The following is a 14368-nucleotide window of genomic DNA, read 5'->3' as shown; positions in this document are numbered from 1 at the left end:
TGGGCGGTATTTTTCAATAGCTTGCAAAGGATAAAATGAACGATAATTCCAAAGAGGGATCTTTCTTGTTAGCGTCTGCTAACCCTAGGCCGTAGGAAATGCCTTCTGTTGATATATACAGTGAGCATGTTTGTGCATTAATTATCTGAGAATAATTTTGTATTGAATTTATTTAGGACGCAGACGAACCTCATGTATCATCAGGCTTGGTTAGAATTGCATAGACACGATAGTGTGTTTTTCGATACCAAAAGTTATCCACACTGCTCTAATTTAGCAAATTCCCTAACACAAAGATGTCCAAAAGCTTCTCAGGTCGAATTTTTACCAGTGGCACTTTCTTAGATTTTTTGCTCTTCTATATGTTTGTCGCCCCTAAGTTAGCCAAATTTAGCTCATGGTTGGTTCCTAGCTTTGCTTATATTTCACATGAATTTTTAGATGTATTGAAACGCACTTGTGGTAGAGCAAGTTATGCCTTTAGGCGTTAATTATTGTGTATAATGTGCGAAACATAATAATTATGAGATGGTCATTTTGGATCTTAATGACGAAGAACTTACAATCAGGGACAGGGCAGTCATCTTTGCCAAGAAAAACAGGACTAAGATTTGCCGAAGGCTTACTGATAAAGCAGTCTACCTTCCAGAAGAGGCTCCTGTATCTGTCTTTATGAGTGGTTCTCCAGGGGCAGGGAAAACAGAGTCATCTAAAGAATTAGTTGCTTCCATCTCTGATGGTCATGTGCAAGTTCTTCGCCTAGATCCTGATGACTTGCGCATTGAATTTGAAGATTACGATGGTTCGAATTCATACTTATTTCAGCGTGCAGTTGTTATTCTTGTTGAACGTTCAATGGACTATATCTTTAAGAATGGTCAGAGTTTCTTATTAGACGGAACGTTATCAAGCTACCATGTAGCGGAAAAAAACATTCAAAGATCTTTAGACAAAGACAGAGATGTACTGATAATATTTGTTTATCAACGTCCTGAACTGGCATGGGAATTTGTTAACGCGAGAGAAAAAGTTGAAGGTAGAAAAATTCTCCCTGAACACTTCGTAGAACAATTCTTTGGTTCTCAGTCAGTTATAGAGGCGTTGAAGGAAAAATTCGGTAAAAAGATCCAAGTCGACTTGTTGATGAAAGATAATGATGGCAGCACTAGAACTTATCATAGTAACGTTAGTAGCTTGAAACCTTATCTGAAACCGAATTATACTTTAGAAGAAGTAAAAAAAATTGTGGGCATTTAAAGGTTGATAGGAGGCTTTATGTTTAATTTTAGCAGTAAGAAGGTTGCTTCATCACCATTGTCAAATTTTGTGAAGCGTACATCTTCAAGTGAAAAGAAAAAAGTTTATAAAAGAGTGATCGTCGCTGCTTCAGAGTCTCAAAACTCAACAATTGAGAAGGCCAAAGCAGTTGCATAATCGAACATGCTCTTGCTCATCAATTCTTTAAGCCGATTCAAACTAACACAGTTGAATCGGCTTTTTTACACCTCTAACTTTAGCGTATGAACAAACAAAGGCATAACAATCGTTTAAGGTTTCAAGATACTCTTTCTAATCTGATGAAGCGGTTTAGTGCAGTGGTTGTAAATCATTTATGTCCGTACGACCTGAAGTCGTATGAAGCGTTGTTCACCGCTTTATGAGAATCTTAAAGGCTAGGGGTAATTTCACGGTTGGCAGACAATCATGAACATGGACTGTCACTTCAATCTGTCCCAAATAGCGAAAGTGCCCATCGAGCGACACGTGAAAATCAGGAGTGTTGCGACCCCTTTTGCCCCTCAATACCAAGAATACTTGGCGAAGAGAAAACCCAAAGGCTAGCTCGTAACTCTTGGAAAGAGCCTGTCCTGCTTGCTTTATAAGTTGTTGGGTATCAAATGATACCTTAGTGGAGGCTTGAGTCGTATGCAGTGAAAGTTGCACGTAGGTTCTTAGAGGGGCGGTACTTGGTAAGCAAGTGTTGTCTACTCGACAAAAACGTTTTTAAAACTGATCAGCCTTTGTGTGATTAGTTTTAGCATACTCTGGACAAAACCTATCTAGAGAGGGTTTAAAAGAGGTAATTGTCCCAATATCTCGCTAGACCTAGCCTTATCTTCTAGCTTGTAAGCCCATTCGTTTGTATCGACAACAACATATTGAAATTCAAGAGGCTGGTGGATGTATTCCTTCGTTAGAGCGTCGAGCTTGAGTCTCCGCAAGCAAAGCGAGGGAGGTCAGATGGTTTCAAACTCGGAATCACCAAATGGTTCGTAACGTACCCGCAAAATTGGTCAACACTTAAGGACCAGAAGCATGACTTTGAATATGTGTGATTAGACCAAATTTGGGCTTATGACTGTTCTTTTCGATTTGTCTTCCAGACATACCGCAATAAATCAGTTGTGCGCTATGCCAAATAGCATAGATGCCAGCAGCAACTTTCGGGCTATCAAAGATTACTTTCTACAACAAGCGTGTTTTGCGAATATATTAAAACTCAGCAGTCGCAAGTATAACGACACTTTGGATACGTAGAGCAACCATAAAAAGACATACCAGATTTAGCTCCTCGCTTAGCAACACGCATGACAAGCTTAGATTGGCAACTAGGGCAAATCATAGATTCGACGCCTGCCCTGTGTGTTTGGGGCGATATTGATGGTTTATTTTGAAAGCTGCGCCCATCTTCAATCATATGTACTAGTTCGCTGCCGTTGACTAGCCACAGGCGCTTATCTAGGGAAAAAGCGACAGCCTCAGAAGTAAAGTCTCCTGAAGTTACGATAATCATCTTACTGGCATTGTTCCCGATCATGACACCGTACATTTCCCTTAGAATTTGCACACCCACTTTGCGAGTTTTCCAATGCTTACATTGTACAAGACTTAATTCACTATCTTTTGTAAGCCAAATATCAACACCGCCATCAGATTTTTGAACGAAAGACTGTTTGACCGCATACCCTTGAGATTTAAAGTATTCTCCGATGTAACTTTCAAATTCGATCCAAGTTAGGTGATTTAGTGGGGAAGTATTCCTCTGAATTTTAATCTGAGTGTTCGTCTTGAGATAGCTTCTTTTTCTCTGATATTGCTTGAAAAACGCTATCGGTGCGGGGATAAGAAATAAGAACGTAAAATATGGAGCCATCAAGGGCAAGTTTGGAGCAATAGCTTCAAAGATGAAATTATTGCTATCCACGGCCAAGCTAGGCAATAGATATGAAAACCCAAAATAAATACAGGCAGAGAGCACTACGCTTAACCACCATGGAGCATCCATTAAGTGCCATATGATTCCATCGTTTTTTCGTGCCATTTGCAGATTACCTGATAAGCGTTTAGATGCATTAAAACACAAGCGATAGATGATGGGTATAGTTTGTAAGGTGATACTTATCAGTATGATAGCTATTGATGAGCTAGGGCTGGGAAGGCAACGCTTGAATTCGGATTTCTTGTTCGGAATCCGAACACTTCTAACTCATAGTTGTCGAGTAGACGACATACTCAAGTCAAGATGACTGTGCTCACCAAGCGACTACAAATCAAAACCTGCATGACATCAAATTTGGGAGTCAGCAGATTTTAAGGCACTTTCATGATAAATTTGCCAACATGATAAAATCGATTAACAACCTTCAATTTATATGAATGACCAACTAACCCCAATCAACAAAGACCATTTAAAAAAACTTATCCGAGCAGAACTGGAGCTAACATGGTTTGATAATAAATCAGCTAGCCCTGATATGTCTTGGGTTACTCCTACGGTGCTAGAAACATTGTTTACTGAGTTGATAGCTCATACGCGTGGTAATCAATCAAAGGCTGCTAGGATGTTAGGGATCAACAGGGGGAGTTTCAGCAAAAAATTAAACCAGATCACAAGTAATAAACTTGGATTGGTTGAAAGCTTATAGGTAGCCATCATTACCTTGAAAAACGCTGCAAGTCAGTAGCTTGGTCTAATTTACCCCCGTGATATATCACGGGGGTTACAGCGAACAGCATGATAAGAACGGATAACCTTTTAGCAAGGTAAATCGACAGCTTAAAATTGCTTTTGTACCGGGCAAGGGTATTGCTCTTTTAGCCCCATCGCTAAGTAATAACCGATAGAGCCGCTAATGCCTGGTTTACCGTATTTTTTAATATTATGTTCAATTTGGTTATTAATCAGCTCCATTAACTCTTCGGTTTTCCATTCCCATAACGTTTCGCGATTGGCTGGATCTTTCATGGGTAAGCAATAATCGATACGTTGATTGCGAGAGTCTAAGCGCGTGGTATACAGATTTATTGTATCCGCAGCAACACGAACCCCAATCAATAAATCTCGATACTCAGGGCTATCGGGATTTCGATAATGCTCAACGTAGTAACGCATATTTGCAGGGTTCTTGCCACTGCTCATGCGGTCGATTTCTGGAATTTGACTATTGGCTAAGCTTGAAAACGAACATAAAGTGGTTAAGCCTAATACGATCCATTTCATCATTAATTCCTCCATTTAACACTATTTGTGTATGTTACTAGTTTGTATTGATTTTTCACTTAGTGCGCTCAATAATTAATCATTATTTATAGTTTAAGAACGGGTTTTATCCTACTCCTTCTTTGTTGGCTGCAAGGTTGATGGTGGCTCAACACGCTTGCTGGTGCCCTCAAATTGTTCACGTGTTTCATTCACGATTTGTGAGTGGTTGTCGGGGTTGTAATAACGCTCTGTGCCGCCGCGTTTCTGATGCTGCTCCAGCACCGTTTGACCGGTATTACCTAGAGCCTGGCCTTTAAATTGTTCCCCCACCATCGTTTGCCACTCGGCTTGGGTCGGCTCAGGATTAAAGGCTTGTTCGTGCTCTTCTTGAGTGGGTACGCTGGCGAGCACAAAATCTTTAAACGTGGCGGTTGTTTTAAAGTATTCCCAGGCATCAGCGCGAGCTTGACGAGCATCGTCGCCCTGACCCGTGAGTATGTACCTTGATTCGTCTTTGGTAAGCCCGTTTTCAACAAACGTTTGGAATGGTATTTCCAGTTTCTCAATCAGGCTGGCCATATGACGTTGCTCTTGGCTGTTGACTTGACTGAGCGTATCGACCTCTTGTTGAGATTGTGTCGTGGACGTTATCAAGCCTTGTGTCTCACTAAAGTTCGCCGTAAAGCCAGTGGCGTAAGTGCCCATTTCTGTCTTACGTTCGTCGGCTGTGAGGCGGTTGCTCGCCTCGATGGTTTGGTTGGCACCAGAGCGGTAGGATTCGATGGCGGCTTGCATTTGGCTTTGTTGTTCGTTGCTCATGCTGCTGAGTGTTTCGCGGTCTTCCTGTGTCCATTTTTGTCCCGTGGACGCGTTCACACTCCCATTAAACCCTACGGCGTCACCGAGAGCGCCGCTTGACAGTCCAGCGTTCACGTCATAACCGCCGTACGCTGAGTGTAAGAAGGCATTCGCTTTCTCATGACTCCATCCGGTTGCTGCACTGACTTGCTCAGTGGCGGAGTTGACCTGCTCTAAGCCTTTTGAAGCCGCTGCAGTTGCACCGTGTCCATGAGTTAAACCGTAACCTTGGGTTGACGAATAATTCTCTTTCCAATCGGCCATCAGTTGAGTGCCACTTTGTGTGCTTTGTGACAAGGCCGCTTGTTGCGTCGAGAGGTTGGATTGAGCTTGAGTGTGCAAGTCTTGCACCGCTTCGCTGTATTGACTAGAGCTGGCGACGTTCCACTGGAAATTCGACGCGGTAGGGCTAGTGTCATACACGGTTGTATCACCGTATTGCGTTGAAAGCATACCGTCTTCGCTTTGCGTGGTACTGCCGTGTTGTTTCAGCAATGTCGACGTATCAAACTTATTGCCATTGACGTTGTTAAACGTGTGGGTCTGCAGTTGCGTATTACCGTGGCTGATGTCACCGCTTGAGGCCGCGGCTGACGTGCGGGCATTGGTTTGGTTTATCATTCCCGCCAGTTGGTAGTTTAAACTGCTCATCATGGCCGCGGCTCCTTTGGTTAACGCCAAAGCAATCGCGGGGGTGGACATCATCAAGTAACCGGTAATGGCGGCGTAACGCGTGTTGACGTAATCAATGCCGCTCATGTTCGAGAGGGTGATGCCGCGTAACCCTTGTGTCGCGCCCTGGGTCGCCCCTTCTAAGAACCACATCATGATTGCGTTGAGGATGGTGAATATCATCGGCCAAGTGGCCAGATAGAAAAAACTGCCAACGTAGTTTTTAAGGACAGGCAGCGCCATATGTGGCAGCAAGGCGATGATGGCAATGATCGCCCCAAAGCAGACAAACAAAATGACCCCGATTGAGTGCATCATTGGAATGAACTCTTTGGCTTGCAGCCCAATGTTGGCCCACATGGTGGTGGTTTGCATTTGGTTGGCGGTGTAGGCGTAGTTGGCCGCGATACCTCGGTGCGTGTTTTCGATGTTCCATCGCGTCATGTTGATGACCATGTTCTGTTTTAAAATATCGACCGCGCTATTACTGACCCCAATTAAATCTTGGTGGCTATTCTCGATGGCGTTTCTTAAGAACGTTGATTGGATGTTGCTCTCTCGTCCCAAGATATACGCGCCCAGTTTATTCATGGTTTGATTGGCCTCTTCATCAAATTGTTTAGTGAGTTCAGGAAAAGCGTCGCGGCAGGTTCTGTATTGACCCTGGGGGTTATAGAGTCCACGAATGGGGGACATCGATTTTGTGGCGAGAAAACCGAGTAAATCCGGTGCTTGCAGGATGTTTTGCATGGTGTATTTTTTGTTAATTCGAATGTCTCCGACGATGCAGTTGTGATAAAAGTCTTTCCAATAGCGTTGCAGGTCAATGGTTTCGGCGTTGGCGCTACGAAGCAACGTGTATAAATTCGAACCAAACACCATGCCTGAGGAGCTGTAGCTTTCATCTTCTGTACTGCTAAAGACGATTTCAATGCCTTCGGTTAAGCCGTGCATGAACGTGGTGGCCGCCCAACCGGGTATCGCGACGATGTAAGGCACGTTATTCACGTAATAAATGCGCATGGGATTTTGCGCGTCATTGATATGGACGGTGGCTTTCATGCTGATAAGAAAAGTGGGGATAGCCAAGTAAATGAACATAAAACGCATCACATGTTTCGCGTCTCGAGACACAAAAAACAGAGTGGCACTGATGATAAAAGCCAGTTGTAAGGCGATTTCGATTAACGAGCCAAAGGTGTTGGTGGTAAAAAAAGTGGCGACAGCGTTCAAGGCTCGTTGTAATTGAGGGCCTGCGCCATAGAGATAAAAGTCTAAGGTCATGGGGATCTCCTTTAATGGCCAAAGGTGAGGTTCGATAAGGTAGCGTCACTGGCCGATTGGCTAAGGAGCTTTCGTTTGCGTTTTAGGCGCTCAGTGAGGGCTAAGTACGCGTTCAATTTCGTTTTGTGACGGTCTCGAAGGGTTTGTAAGTAATCTCTTGCACGGTTGATGCCTTCGAGAGTGCGATTGACGTCAGTTGGGTTCACCGAAGCGAGGTTGGTCAGGGATTGATTGACGATCATCAGCATGTTATTGAGATAGGCATGCAAGAGATCGGCGGCAATATTTTGAGCGTATAAATGGCTTTCTGGCTGCAGGTTGAGGTGCGCATCATCAATGAGCATCGCCAAGATAGGAATGTCACTGAGTTCAACAAAGCTTTTCTCTGAGTCGGTGATAGGTTGGTCAGATTGTAAGTGGGCGTAGAGCGTATCGACGGTGTGGCGTACTTTGGCGTTAAAGGCTTGGCTTTCACTTAAGCGGATGGCGCTTAGGCTCATCGAAAGGCAGGTCTCGGTGTTTTCGCATCGATACACCTCCAAATCCCCTCCGGTCAAAAGGGCGTTAATGGCGGTGTCGTTACCCACTAACATCGCCGGAATGTAGCTTGGCGTCCCCTGCGCGTCGTAAATGACGGTGCCAGTGAGGCTTACGATAAACTCGGCGACCTCTTGATTGTCTTGAAGGTAAGCGCTTTTCATGAGCGCATCCCACACCACATTTAAGTTCACTTTCACAGCGTGCGCGGTGGCGTCATCGGTGTTGCCAGCCAGCATGCTCTGATTGGTACTGACGTGGCGACATTCGTGTTGCGCTTCTAACCAGTCAGAAAAGGCATTACTTTGCGTGCCTAGTGTGGCGCAGGCATGGCGCTTGGCTTCCCCATCGGTAAAGGCCGCTAAACCCGAGACCGCCGATTGTGCTACTTGGCAAGAGTTCATCGAGGTGGTGAGGAATTGGTCAGCAATCGCCTGCAGTTTGTCTCGATTCTCTTTGATGCTCGGCGCCCAAGTTTGCAGCGCTAAATCCACTGCGAAGGGCACGGCGTTGGCAATGACGGCTTTACCAAAAGACACCAGTTGATCCGAATTAATGTGAGAAAAACCGCCCATAAAGGCATCAATGCCCCCGCATCCTGCGCTGACAGAAGGCAGGGTGATGGCGGCCAATTGAATGTTTTTGATGTTGGTGCGAGCAAACAAGCTGCCCGCATTATAGTAAGTGGCGGATTGGCCTTGATAGGCACTTGGGTTCGTGATGTTGCGGTTAAAACTGCTGTCATCCCAAAAGCTGTCCATGGCATCGCCTAGGCCGCCGGCATGAAGTGAACCGGCAACACTCATTAAGAGAGCCAGGAGGGTCGGTCTTGTCATTGTAAACTCTCCATTATGGCCACATCGGCGCGCAAGGCTTGGTAGCTATTAAGCAGCGCGGGGTACGGAACATTGCCTTCACTCAAACGCACGTACTTACCATTGCTGACGTTGATTAAGAACGTGGCGGGCGTAATGGCGTTTTTGAGCTCACCAAAAAACGCGGAGGTGATGTCAGAGGTGGTCGGGATAGGGGTGGTGAAACCGGGTATAGGCTGTCCGTCAAAGGAGAAATCGTACACAGGCAATTGAGTGGTTTGCTCGAGTCGCTTCATGGTCGGCGCAAAGTGGTGACACTCAGGGCATTGACTGAAATGGAAGAAGACCAAGGCGTATTGACCTGTCATCACAGGGTGAGTTTGCGTTTGAGCGAATGAGGTTGAGGCGAGCATCATCAGCGCACTCAACAATAACGTGCGGATAAAAGCGTTCATAAGGGGCTCCTTAATTTAAAAGTCGCTGTCTTGGTAATTGGTCGCGATGTTGTGAAAGCGAGAGAGCAAGTCTTTTTGTGAAATGAAGCCGTAGGCGAGGGGTCTGAGCGCTTTGGTGTGAATATTGGCCAGCATTAAAGCCGGTGTGTAGCGCACCTGTACTTGCCCTGTCTCATCAATACGGTTTTCATCAATCGCCTCAAAGGTCTGACCGTCTTTGCTGATCCCCACCAGTTCGATGTGGTATCGGTGGGCAAAGTCTTGGATGGAGGGCGCCAGAGTTTGAGATAAGGCGTCTTGCCCTTCGTAGATGAAGTAGAGGCCCCAACCTTCTTGCACCAATTGACGCACAGTGGCTTCGTTTTTGAGTTGAATACCTTGATAGTACGTTGCTCTTGCGGCTTGCTCTGTGGGGCGGTCTTTGGTGTACGAGTATTCGGGGTGTTCGTTGATGAGCTTTTTGAAGGTCATGCCCGTTTGAGTGGTTTTGCCATCGATGAATTTTTTCAGCTTCATCAATTTTAGATTTTTCTCTTCATCGGTTGGGTTAATCGTGGCATCGTTTAACGCTTCCTCAAATGTACGGTGGAACCATTGCATCTGCTCGGTGGCGCTCATCACAGTAGACAGGCTATTGGGGGGGAGGCGCTCCTCCTCTTTGGGTGGGGCTTTCGGTGCTTTGGCCTCGTTATACCAGCGCCAGCCTTTGGGGGGCTCATTGGCGAAACTGTGAAAAGCCAATAAAGACAACAACAGCAACGGTAGGGATTTGATTGTTAATCGGTTAATTGAGTTGTTCACCGTTTTTGTGGATAAGTCCTTCATGGTGTGACCTCATTATTGCCAGAAACTCAGCATCTTGTGGGTGCGCGTATGAAATAACGTCCAAAGTGCTTCATCGTTGCCGTGTTTTTGTTGGTGCTTCATCATTTCTTGCTTGAGCTGATGGAGTTGTCGTTTGAACAGAAGATGGCGGATCAGGGTGGTAGCAAACCCGGTTGTCGACAGGGTGGCCACAAGTAAAGGGAGTAGGAGGGGATCCATATCATATCCTCATCATAGATTAAGTTAATGGCGATAAGCGCTTTGTAATCGCTCTTGGATTTCTGTGGCCGAAGGCAGGTTGGTGTTGCTGTGCATGTCGTCATAAAAGTCCGAAAAGTCGAGTCGTTCAAAATCTATGTCTTGAAGCTGCTCGGGAGTAAGGGCGCCGCAAATGGGGTGTTTGGCGGTTCCCAGACTGATCCCAAGTTGGCCTTTCGAGCCTTGCTCTTGGATGATGCGCGCCAACTTGCTATCAAAGACGCAGTAGGTCTTCTTTTTCCGGATACACGCGCCTAAGACTTTTTCTGCGCAATAACTGCCAAGGGCTATCGTAATGCCTTGCTCTTTGGCTTGACCGAGCGCCTTTTCTTCATCATTGCATTGGGCTATGCCAATACTCGTGCCCCAACCGCCGTCTTTGCAACAGTCGGCAAAACCAAAAGCCGCGTCTGTGCACTTCATGCCTTTGCCTGCAAATATCATTGGTGGATCGCCAAGACCGTCAGCGGCTTCTGCGAGGGCTGCTAAGGCTGAGGTGCTTTCATTAAAGCGGTTTGAAGTGGTCGCCATCGCTTCAAAACAATCGCCATCCAGACAAAAGCTCTCTTCTCCACAGATTAATTGAGTGGCACTGCAGCGCCGTTGTGGGCAGGATTTATTGACTTTCTCCTCAATGCACACACCGTTTTGCTGGAGGCTGCAATGGATCGACGTCGTGGTGCAATCGGCGGGCAGGACGTTGCACGTATTGGGTCGAGTGCATTGGTGGTCAACCCGATACTTCCAGCAATCGAGCGTGGTCGGAATGCCATTAATGGTCCGGGTGGCTCGACCTTCAATACACTGCTGGCGAGTGACATTGCACGAGTTCATCAGGCTGCATTGTGTTCGCCAGGTTATGGTGTTTTTAATGCAGTTCCCACCAGATAAGGTGAACCCGTTTGAGCAGCTTAGCGTGGCTTTTTTCGTTTGTGTGGTGGGTCGACAAATCTCGTAGCGTTTATCCCAGCGTTCGCTCGCTTGCCAATTAACGTGATAGGTCTGTTTTAACTCGCCAAGCGTGTAGCCTTGATTGGGAGAGACTTGCTTCCCACCCCATAAATACGTGGTTCGTGACGATGAGAAAATGCCATCACCTCCCGTTTGACTCACATAATGTTTATTATTGTATCGGCATTGTGGGAGGGGACGTTGGCAATCAATCCCTTGCTTTGTCCAGCCGGATGGACAGCGGTAGATCACCTCGCTGGTGCTCACGGTGGCAACGGGCACTTTTGTACAAGGCACGTTGTTGTTCGTTGGACGATGACATTGCTTTGCGATGTTATCAATGACGCATTGCGTGGCGTTGTCGCAATCGACGTATTGATTAGACTGACCATGACTGATTTCATAGGCGTTCTCAATGCCAAGGGTAGCGAATCGATACGTGTCATCATTGGGGTCAATGGTGGCACTATTATTGTCAAACCCCTCTTGTATCGCTTGAGCGTGTTCGTTGCTGCCAAACTCCAACGTGGATTGGTTTGTGATTTGTGCGTCAGTCATCCCCGCTTCATCAGGCTGTCGGATTTGGCTTTCACACCCTGGATTATTGTCGCTGCAGAAGTCGGACAGGTTAAGCGTCATCTCTGAGGGGTTGTAAGCCTCATTTTGGGCGTTTTTCGCCCATTCTACGTTGTCGTAAAACGTGTTTTCTTGAGAGTCGGCCAGGGAATCAAGGGAGAGTAAGAGAGGGGTGCTGAAAGAGAGCAAGACAAAAGGGAGTGAAAAGGGCGTATTCAAGGGGAACTCCTATTGAGCACTTGTTTGGCGATGTGGCCTACATCGCCTTGGCTTAAAATCGTTAAGGCGTTGGGAAGGGAAAGGTTGCCGTGAACCATGTCGTAATCACTTTGTGGGCAATACGCTTCATTGCACGCTTCGCCAATGGCCACAAACACGGGGACGTGGGTGATGTTAAATTGACGAAACCACTGTGGGCTGATGGCAAAACCGCCCTCAATCGCATCTCCCTCGTCGGACGCTTTTAACAAATCCATGATTCGAGAGGCGGTCGGGACCATGCCTTCTGGTAGTACCCCACGTATCACGAGAGGTACTTGATATTGCTGACTTTGTTTGAGTAGCTGTTTGAGCGCGGTATCTGGCATGGAAAGTGAGACAAACACCATCACACCTTGCGCCTTTTTGTTTGGGTTGACTTGAGGCATCCCAAGAACACTCGCCAGTGGCGAGTCTTGCAACGCGTTATCGAGGTGTTGATTCATCGACAACGCTTCTTGCTTATGTTTTTGACTCCGCTCTAGCAGGAGGGCCTGTTCACTTTGATGGGCTGGCGCTGCAATACTTTGCTCTTGCTTGGCAAGGGCTTTGAGTTCTTCTTGCGAGTAACCCGTCTCGGCCAATGCAAGAGGGCTCGCGAGCAGAATCAGTAACAGCCATGAGGCTCGTGGTTTAAATAACATTGTCTTTTTCCTTATAAAAATACGCAGTTACGTTTTCGCCAGTTCACAAAACCAAAGTTACCGCCGGTGGTTGGGTTATCTTTGCCTTGCTCCCAAAGTGACGATGTTGTGCCGTAGGGATAACAATGAGCGGCATCACCAATCGGCGCCGACAATTGATAGCGATAACGACTTTTCGGTAAGATTGGCTCTGGCCACTGATAACAGACCGCACCATCCTCGCCCCGGGTCTCCCATACAATGCCTTGCCTGTGCATTTTAAAATTAAAACGCTCTAACATTAGAGTGCCAACTTGAGGACCGGTATGAGAATAAGCGCTGTTACCGGTTAATGGGTAGACGCTGCCTTGTGAGCCTAAACACCAAAAAAGTGCATCAAAAGGCAAAACGCGCCCCGTGGTGGTCGCCATGGCTTCGGTGATACAAGAGAGCTGCGTGATGGGGTGACCGAATAGAATCGCCTCGGGGTTAAGAATGAACGACATCTCATCATCATCCCAAAAGGGATCAAGTTCGGTGAGGTAGGCCACATCGAAATTATCCGTGGCCATGCAGGCCGCCGACTGCATCAGTTGTAGCCAATAAATCACCGGATATTTGTACCAATGCACGTGATAGAAAGCATTGCCGCTGGTTTTGCTGCTTGAGTCGTGCTGCGAGCCTCCTATTTGTTGGCTATTGTCATTACTCAACTGCATCCCCATGTTGACCATGCAATAAGGGACTCGCGTCACGTCCACTAAGGAATACGGCTCCCAATACCCAATGTTTAAGCCAATTTGCATAAAAATGGGCGGGGGCTTAGGACAATAGGAAATAGGCAGACTTGGATTGGTGGTGTCAGGGTATGTCGAGCTAATGAGAGGCACACTGCCCAGTGTCATAGGAAATAGGCAGTCCCAGCAAATGTCAGACAATGGATTTAAGAAATGCCCCGTGCAAGCGGCGGATTGAGCTTGGGTTTGCCAAGGAAATAGGAACAAACTAAACAGTAATAACCCATGGGTTCTCAAGGTCTTTCTCCTTATTTTATTTCCGTCTCACTCTTGTTCATGGCTGTGGTGAACGGCGTCACATCGATCTCTGTGATTTTCCACCGCGCCCCGTCTTGTTCAATCAGAGAGGGAATGTGTGAGATTTGAAATTGACGGCTGTAGTGACCTTGTTGGTCAAAATAAATTCGGGCGTCAAACTCCTTGGCGACGTCTTCTGGACTGCCGTTGGTGAGGGTCCATTTTATCGGCTTATCTGCGCGGTATTGTTTGGCCCAAGCGCGCTGTCTTGGGTCGTCACCATCAAGAAAGACAATCACATGCGAGTAATCGAATGATTGTTTGGGAATGTCGACTGGCCAAGTGTCAGTATCAAAGGGGTTGATGATGACGCCTTTGGCATAAAGGAGGTTGCCTTGTGCATCTTTGATATCGGTGGCCAGCTTTAATGATGGATCGATGTAAAAGGTGTTGGGCGCGGTGGTGGTGGTCAACCCTTTTACGGGAGTGGGCCTTCGCACGCTATTTTCTACGCTCTCCACAAACTGTTGTTGCATCTTTGCGGTTTCTCCCGTGGCTTCTAAGTGTGTCAATCGGTTGTTGATCCATTGCAACATGTCCACTTCTGCAATAGGAAACAGTTCACCTTGACGCCCAAACTGTTGGCCAAGCGCGGTGGGGGCGATGGTCAGTAAAGTGACACTGACCACTTTTAAGAGGGCGGTGGGTGTGAGGGATGAATGACTGGGAACAATCATAA

General features: G+C 46.6%; 14 protein-coding genes and 1 pseudogene. 4 read left to right on the top strand and 11 right to left on the bottom strand.

Features of this window, described 5'->3' with window-relative positions; genetic code table 11:
- The first annotated feature begins 528 nt into the window (after window positions 1-528).
- The 3 genes and pseudogenes from AB4263_RS02020 to AB4263_RS02010 form a co-directional block, all read left to right on the top strand.
- Window positions 529-1257 (top strand): zeta toxin family protein, encoded by a 729-nt coding sequence (locus tag AB4263_RS02020; RefSeq protein ID WP_102333060.1) that lies wholly within the window; start codon window positions 529-531, stop codon window positions 1255-1257.
- Window positions 1258-1275: 18 nt separating this feature from the next.
- Window positions 1276-1434: a hypothetical protein gene (locus tag AB4263_RS02015; RefSeq protein WP_016799988.1), complete on the top strand. Its 159-nt coding sequence runs from the start codon at window positions 1276-1278 to the stop codon at window positions 1432-1434.
- A gap of 249 nt (window positions 1435-1683) precedes the next feature.
- Window positions 1684-1883, top strand: a pseudogene (locus tag AB4263_RS02010) (group II intron reverse transcriptase/maturase); the annotation flags it as partial.
- A gap of 617 nt (window positions 1884-2500) precedes the next feature.
- Here the strand turns inward: AB4263_RS02010 and AB4263_RS02005 are convergent.
- Window positions 2501-3322, bottom strand: coding sequence for a restriction endonuclease (locus AB4263_RS02005; protein WP_102333061.1), 822 nt, complete (start codon window positions 3320-3322; stop codon window positions 2501-2503).
- 331 nt (window positions 3323-3653) lie between these two features.
- On the opposite strand from AB4263_RS02005, the gene AB4263_RS02000 reads away from it, so the two are divergent.
- Window positions 3654-3926: a helix-turn-helix domain-containing protein gene (locus AB4263_RS02000; RefSeq protein ID WP_102333062.1), complete on the top strand. Its 273-nt coding sequence runs from the start codon at window positions 3654-3656 to the stop codon at window positions 3924-3926.
- 131 nt (window positions 3927-4057) lie between these two features.
- On the opposite strand, the gene AB4263_RS01995 is transcribed toward AB4263_RS02000, so the two are convergent.
- The 10 genes from AB4263_RS01995 to traW form a co-directional block, all read right to left on the bottom strand.
- Window positions 4058-4504 (bottom strand): hypothetical protein, encoded by a 447-nt coding sequence (locus tag AB4263_RS01995; protein WP_102333063.1) that lies wholly within the window; start codon window positions 4502-4504, stop codon window positions 4058-4060.
- Window positions 4505-4612: 108 nt separating this feature from the next.
- Entirely contained in the window at window positions 4613-7297 is a 2685-nt protein-coding gene (locus tag AB4263_RS01990; RefSeq protein WP_102333064.1) for a conjugal transfer protein TraG N-terminal domain-containing protein, read from the bottom strand.
- A gap of 11 nt (window positions 7298-7308) precedes the next feature.
- Window positions 7309-8670: a conjugal transfer protein TraH gene (locus tag AB4263_RS01985; protein WP_102333065.1), complete on the bottom strand. Its 1362-nt coding sequence runs from the start codon at window positions 8668-8670 to the stop codon at window positions 7309-7311.
- Window positions 8667-9104 (bottom strand): conjugal transfer protein TraF, encoded by a 438-nt coding sequence (gene traF / locus AB4263_RS01980; protein WP_102333066.1) that lies wholly within the window; start codon window positions 9102-9104, stop codon window positions 8667-8669. Before traF (AB4263_RS01980) ends, AB4263_RS01985 begins: the two co-directional genes overlap by 4 nt.
- Window positions 9105-9119: 15 nt before the next feature.
- Window positions 9120-9929 (bottom strand): type-F conjugative transfer system pilin assembly protein TraF, encoded by an 810-nt coding sequence (gene traF, locus AB4263_RS01975; RefSeq protein ID WP_102333067.1) that lies wholly within the window; start codon window positions 9927-9929, stop codon window positions 9120-9122.
- Window positions 9930-9941: 12 nt separating this feature from the next.
- Entirely contained in the window at window positions 9942-10148 is a 207-nt protein-coding gene (locus tag AB4263_RS01970; RefSeq protein ID WP_102333068.1) for a hypothetical protein, read from the bottom strand.
- Between the two features lie 24 nt (window positions 10149-10172).
- Entirely contained in the window at window positions 10173-11933 is a 1761-nt protein-coding gene (gene traN, locus AB4263_RS01965) for a type-F conjugative transfer system mating-pair stabilization protein TraN (protein WP_102333069.1), read from the bottom strand.
- Window positions 11930-12616 (bottom strand): type-F conjugative transfer system pilin assembly protein TrbC, encoded by a 687-nt coding sequence (trbC, locus tag AB4263_RS01960; RefSeq protein WP_102333070.1) that lies wholly within the window; start codon window positions 12614-12616, stop codon window positions 11930-11932. The genes traN and trbC overlap by 4 nt, the downstream gene beginning before the upstream one ends.
- An 11-nt stretch (window positions 12617-12627) precedes the next feature.
- Window positions 12628-13608, bottom strand: coding sequence for a conjugal transfer pilus assembly protein TraU (gene traU / locus AB4263_RS01955; RefSeq protein WP_102333083.1), 981 nt, complete (start codon window positions 13606-13608; stop codon window positions 12628-12630).
- A gap of 32 nt (window positions 13609-13640) precedes the next feature.
- Window positions 13641-14366: a type-F conjugative transfer system protein TraW gene (gene traW, locus AB4263_RS01950; RefSeq protein WP_102333071.1), complete on the bottom strand. Its 726-nt coding sequence runs from the start codon at window positions 14364-14366 to the stop codon at window positions 13641-13643.
- Between the last annotated feature and the right edge of the window lie 2 nt (window positions 14367-14368).

This window comes from Vibrio sp. 10N.261.55.C5, assembly GCF_041470505.1.
In the GTDB taxonomy this organism is placed as follows: domain Bacteria; phylum Pseudomonadota; class Gammaproteobacteria; order Enterobacterales; family Vibrionaceae; genus Vibrio; species Vibrio crassostreae_C.
Note: the sequence above shows the minus strand (reverse complement) of the source record. Positions and strands in the feature narration are given on the sequence as shown.

Coding starts and splice junctions, on each gene's coding strand:
- AB4263_RS02000 (WP_102333062.1), top strand. CDS start 3,654: ATGAATGACCAACTAACCCCAATCAACAAAGACCATTTAAAAAAACTT.
- AB4263_RS01985 (WP_102333065.1), bottom strand. CDS start 8,670: ATGACAAGACCGACCCTCCTGGCTCTCTTAATGAGTGTTGCCGGTTCA.
- AB4263_RS02005 (WP_102333061.1), bottom strand. CDS start 3,322: ATGGCACGAAAAAACGATGGAATCATATGGCACTTAATGGATGCTCCA.
- trbC (WP_102333070.1), bottom strand. CDS start 12,616: ATGTTATTTAAACCACGAGCCTCATGGCTGTTACTGATTCTGCTCGCG.
- traW (WP_102333071.1), bottom strand. CDS start 14,366: ATGATTGTTCCCAGTCATTCATCCCTCACACCCACCGCCCTCTTAAAA.
- AB4263_RS01995 (WP_102333063.1), bottom strand. CDS start 4,504: ATGATGAAATGGATCGTATTAGGCTTAACCACTTTATGTTCGTTTTCA.
- AB4263_RS01970 (WP_102333068.1), bottom strand. CDS start 10,148: ATGGATCCCCTCCTACTCCCTTTACTTGTGGCCACCCTGTCGACAACC.
- traF (WP_102333067.1), bottom strand. CDS start 9,929: ATGAAGGACTTATCCACAAAAACGGTGAACAACTCAATTAACCGATTA.
- AB4263_RS02020 (WP_102333060.1), top strand. CDS start 529: ATGGTCATTTTGGATCTTAATGACGAAGAACTTACAATCAGGGACAGG.
- AB4263_RS01990 (WP_102333064.1), bottom strand. CDS start 7,297: ATGACCTTAGACTTTTATCTCTATGGCGCAGGCCCTCAATTACAACGA.
- traF (WP_102333066.1), bottom strand. CDS start 9,104: ATGAACGCTTTTATCCGCACGTTATTGTTGAGTGCGCTGATGATGCTC.
- AB4263_RS02015 (WP_016799988.1), top strand. CDS start 1,276: ATGTTTAATTTTAGCAGTAAGAAGGTTGCTTCATCACCATTGTCAAAT.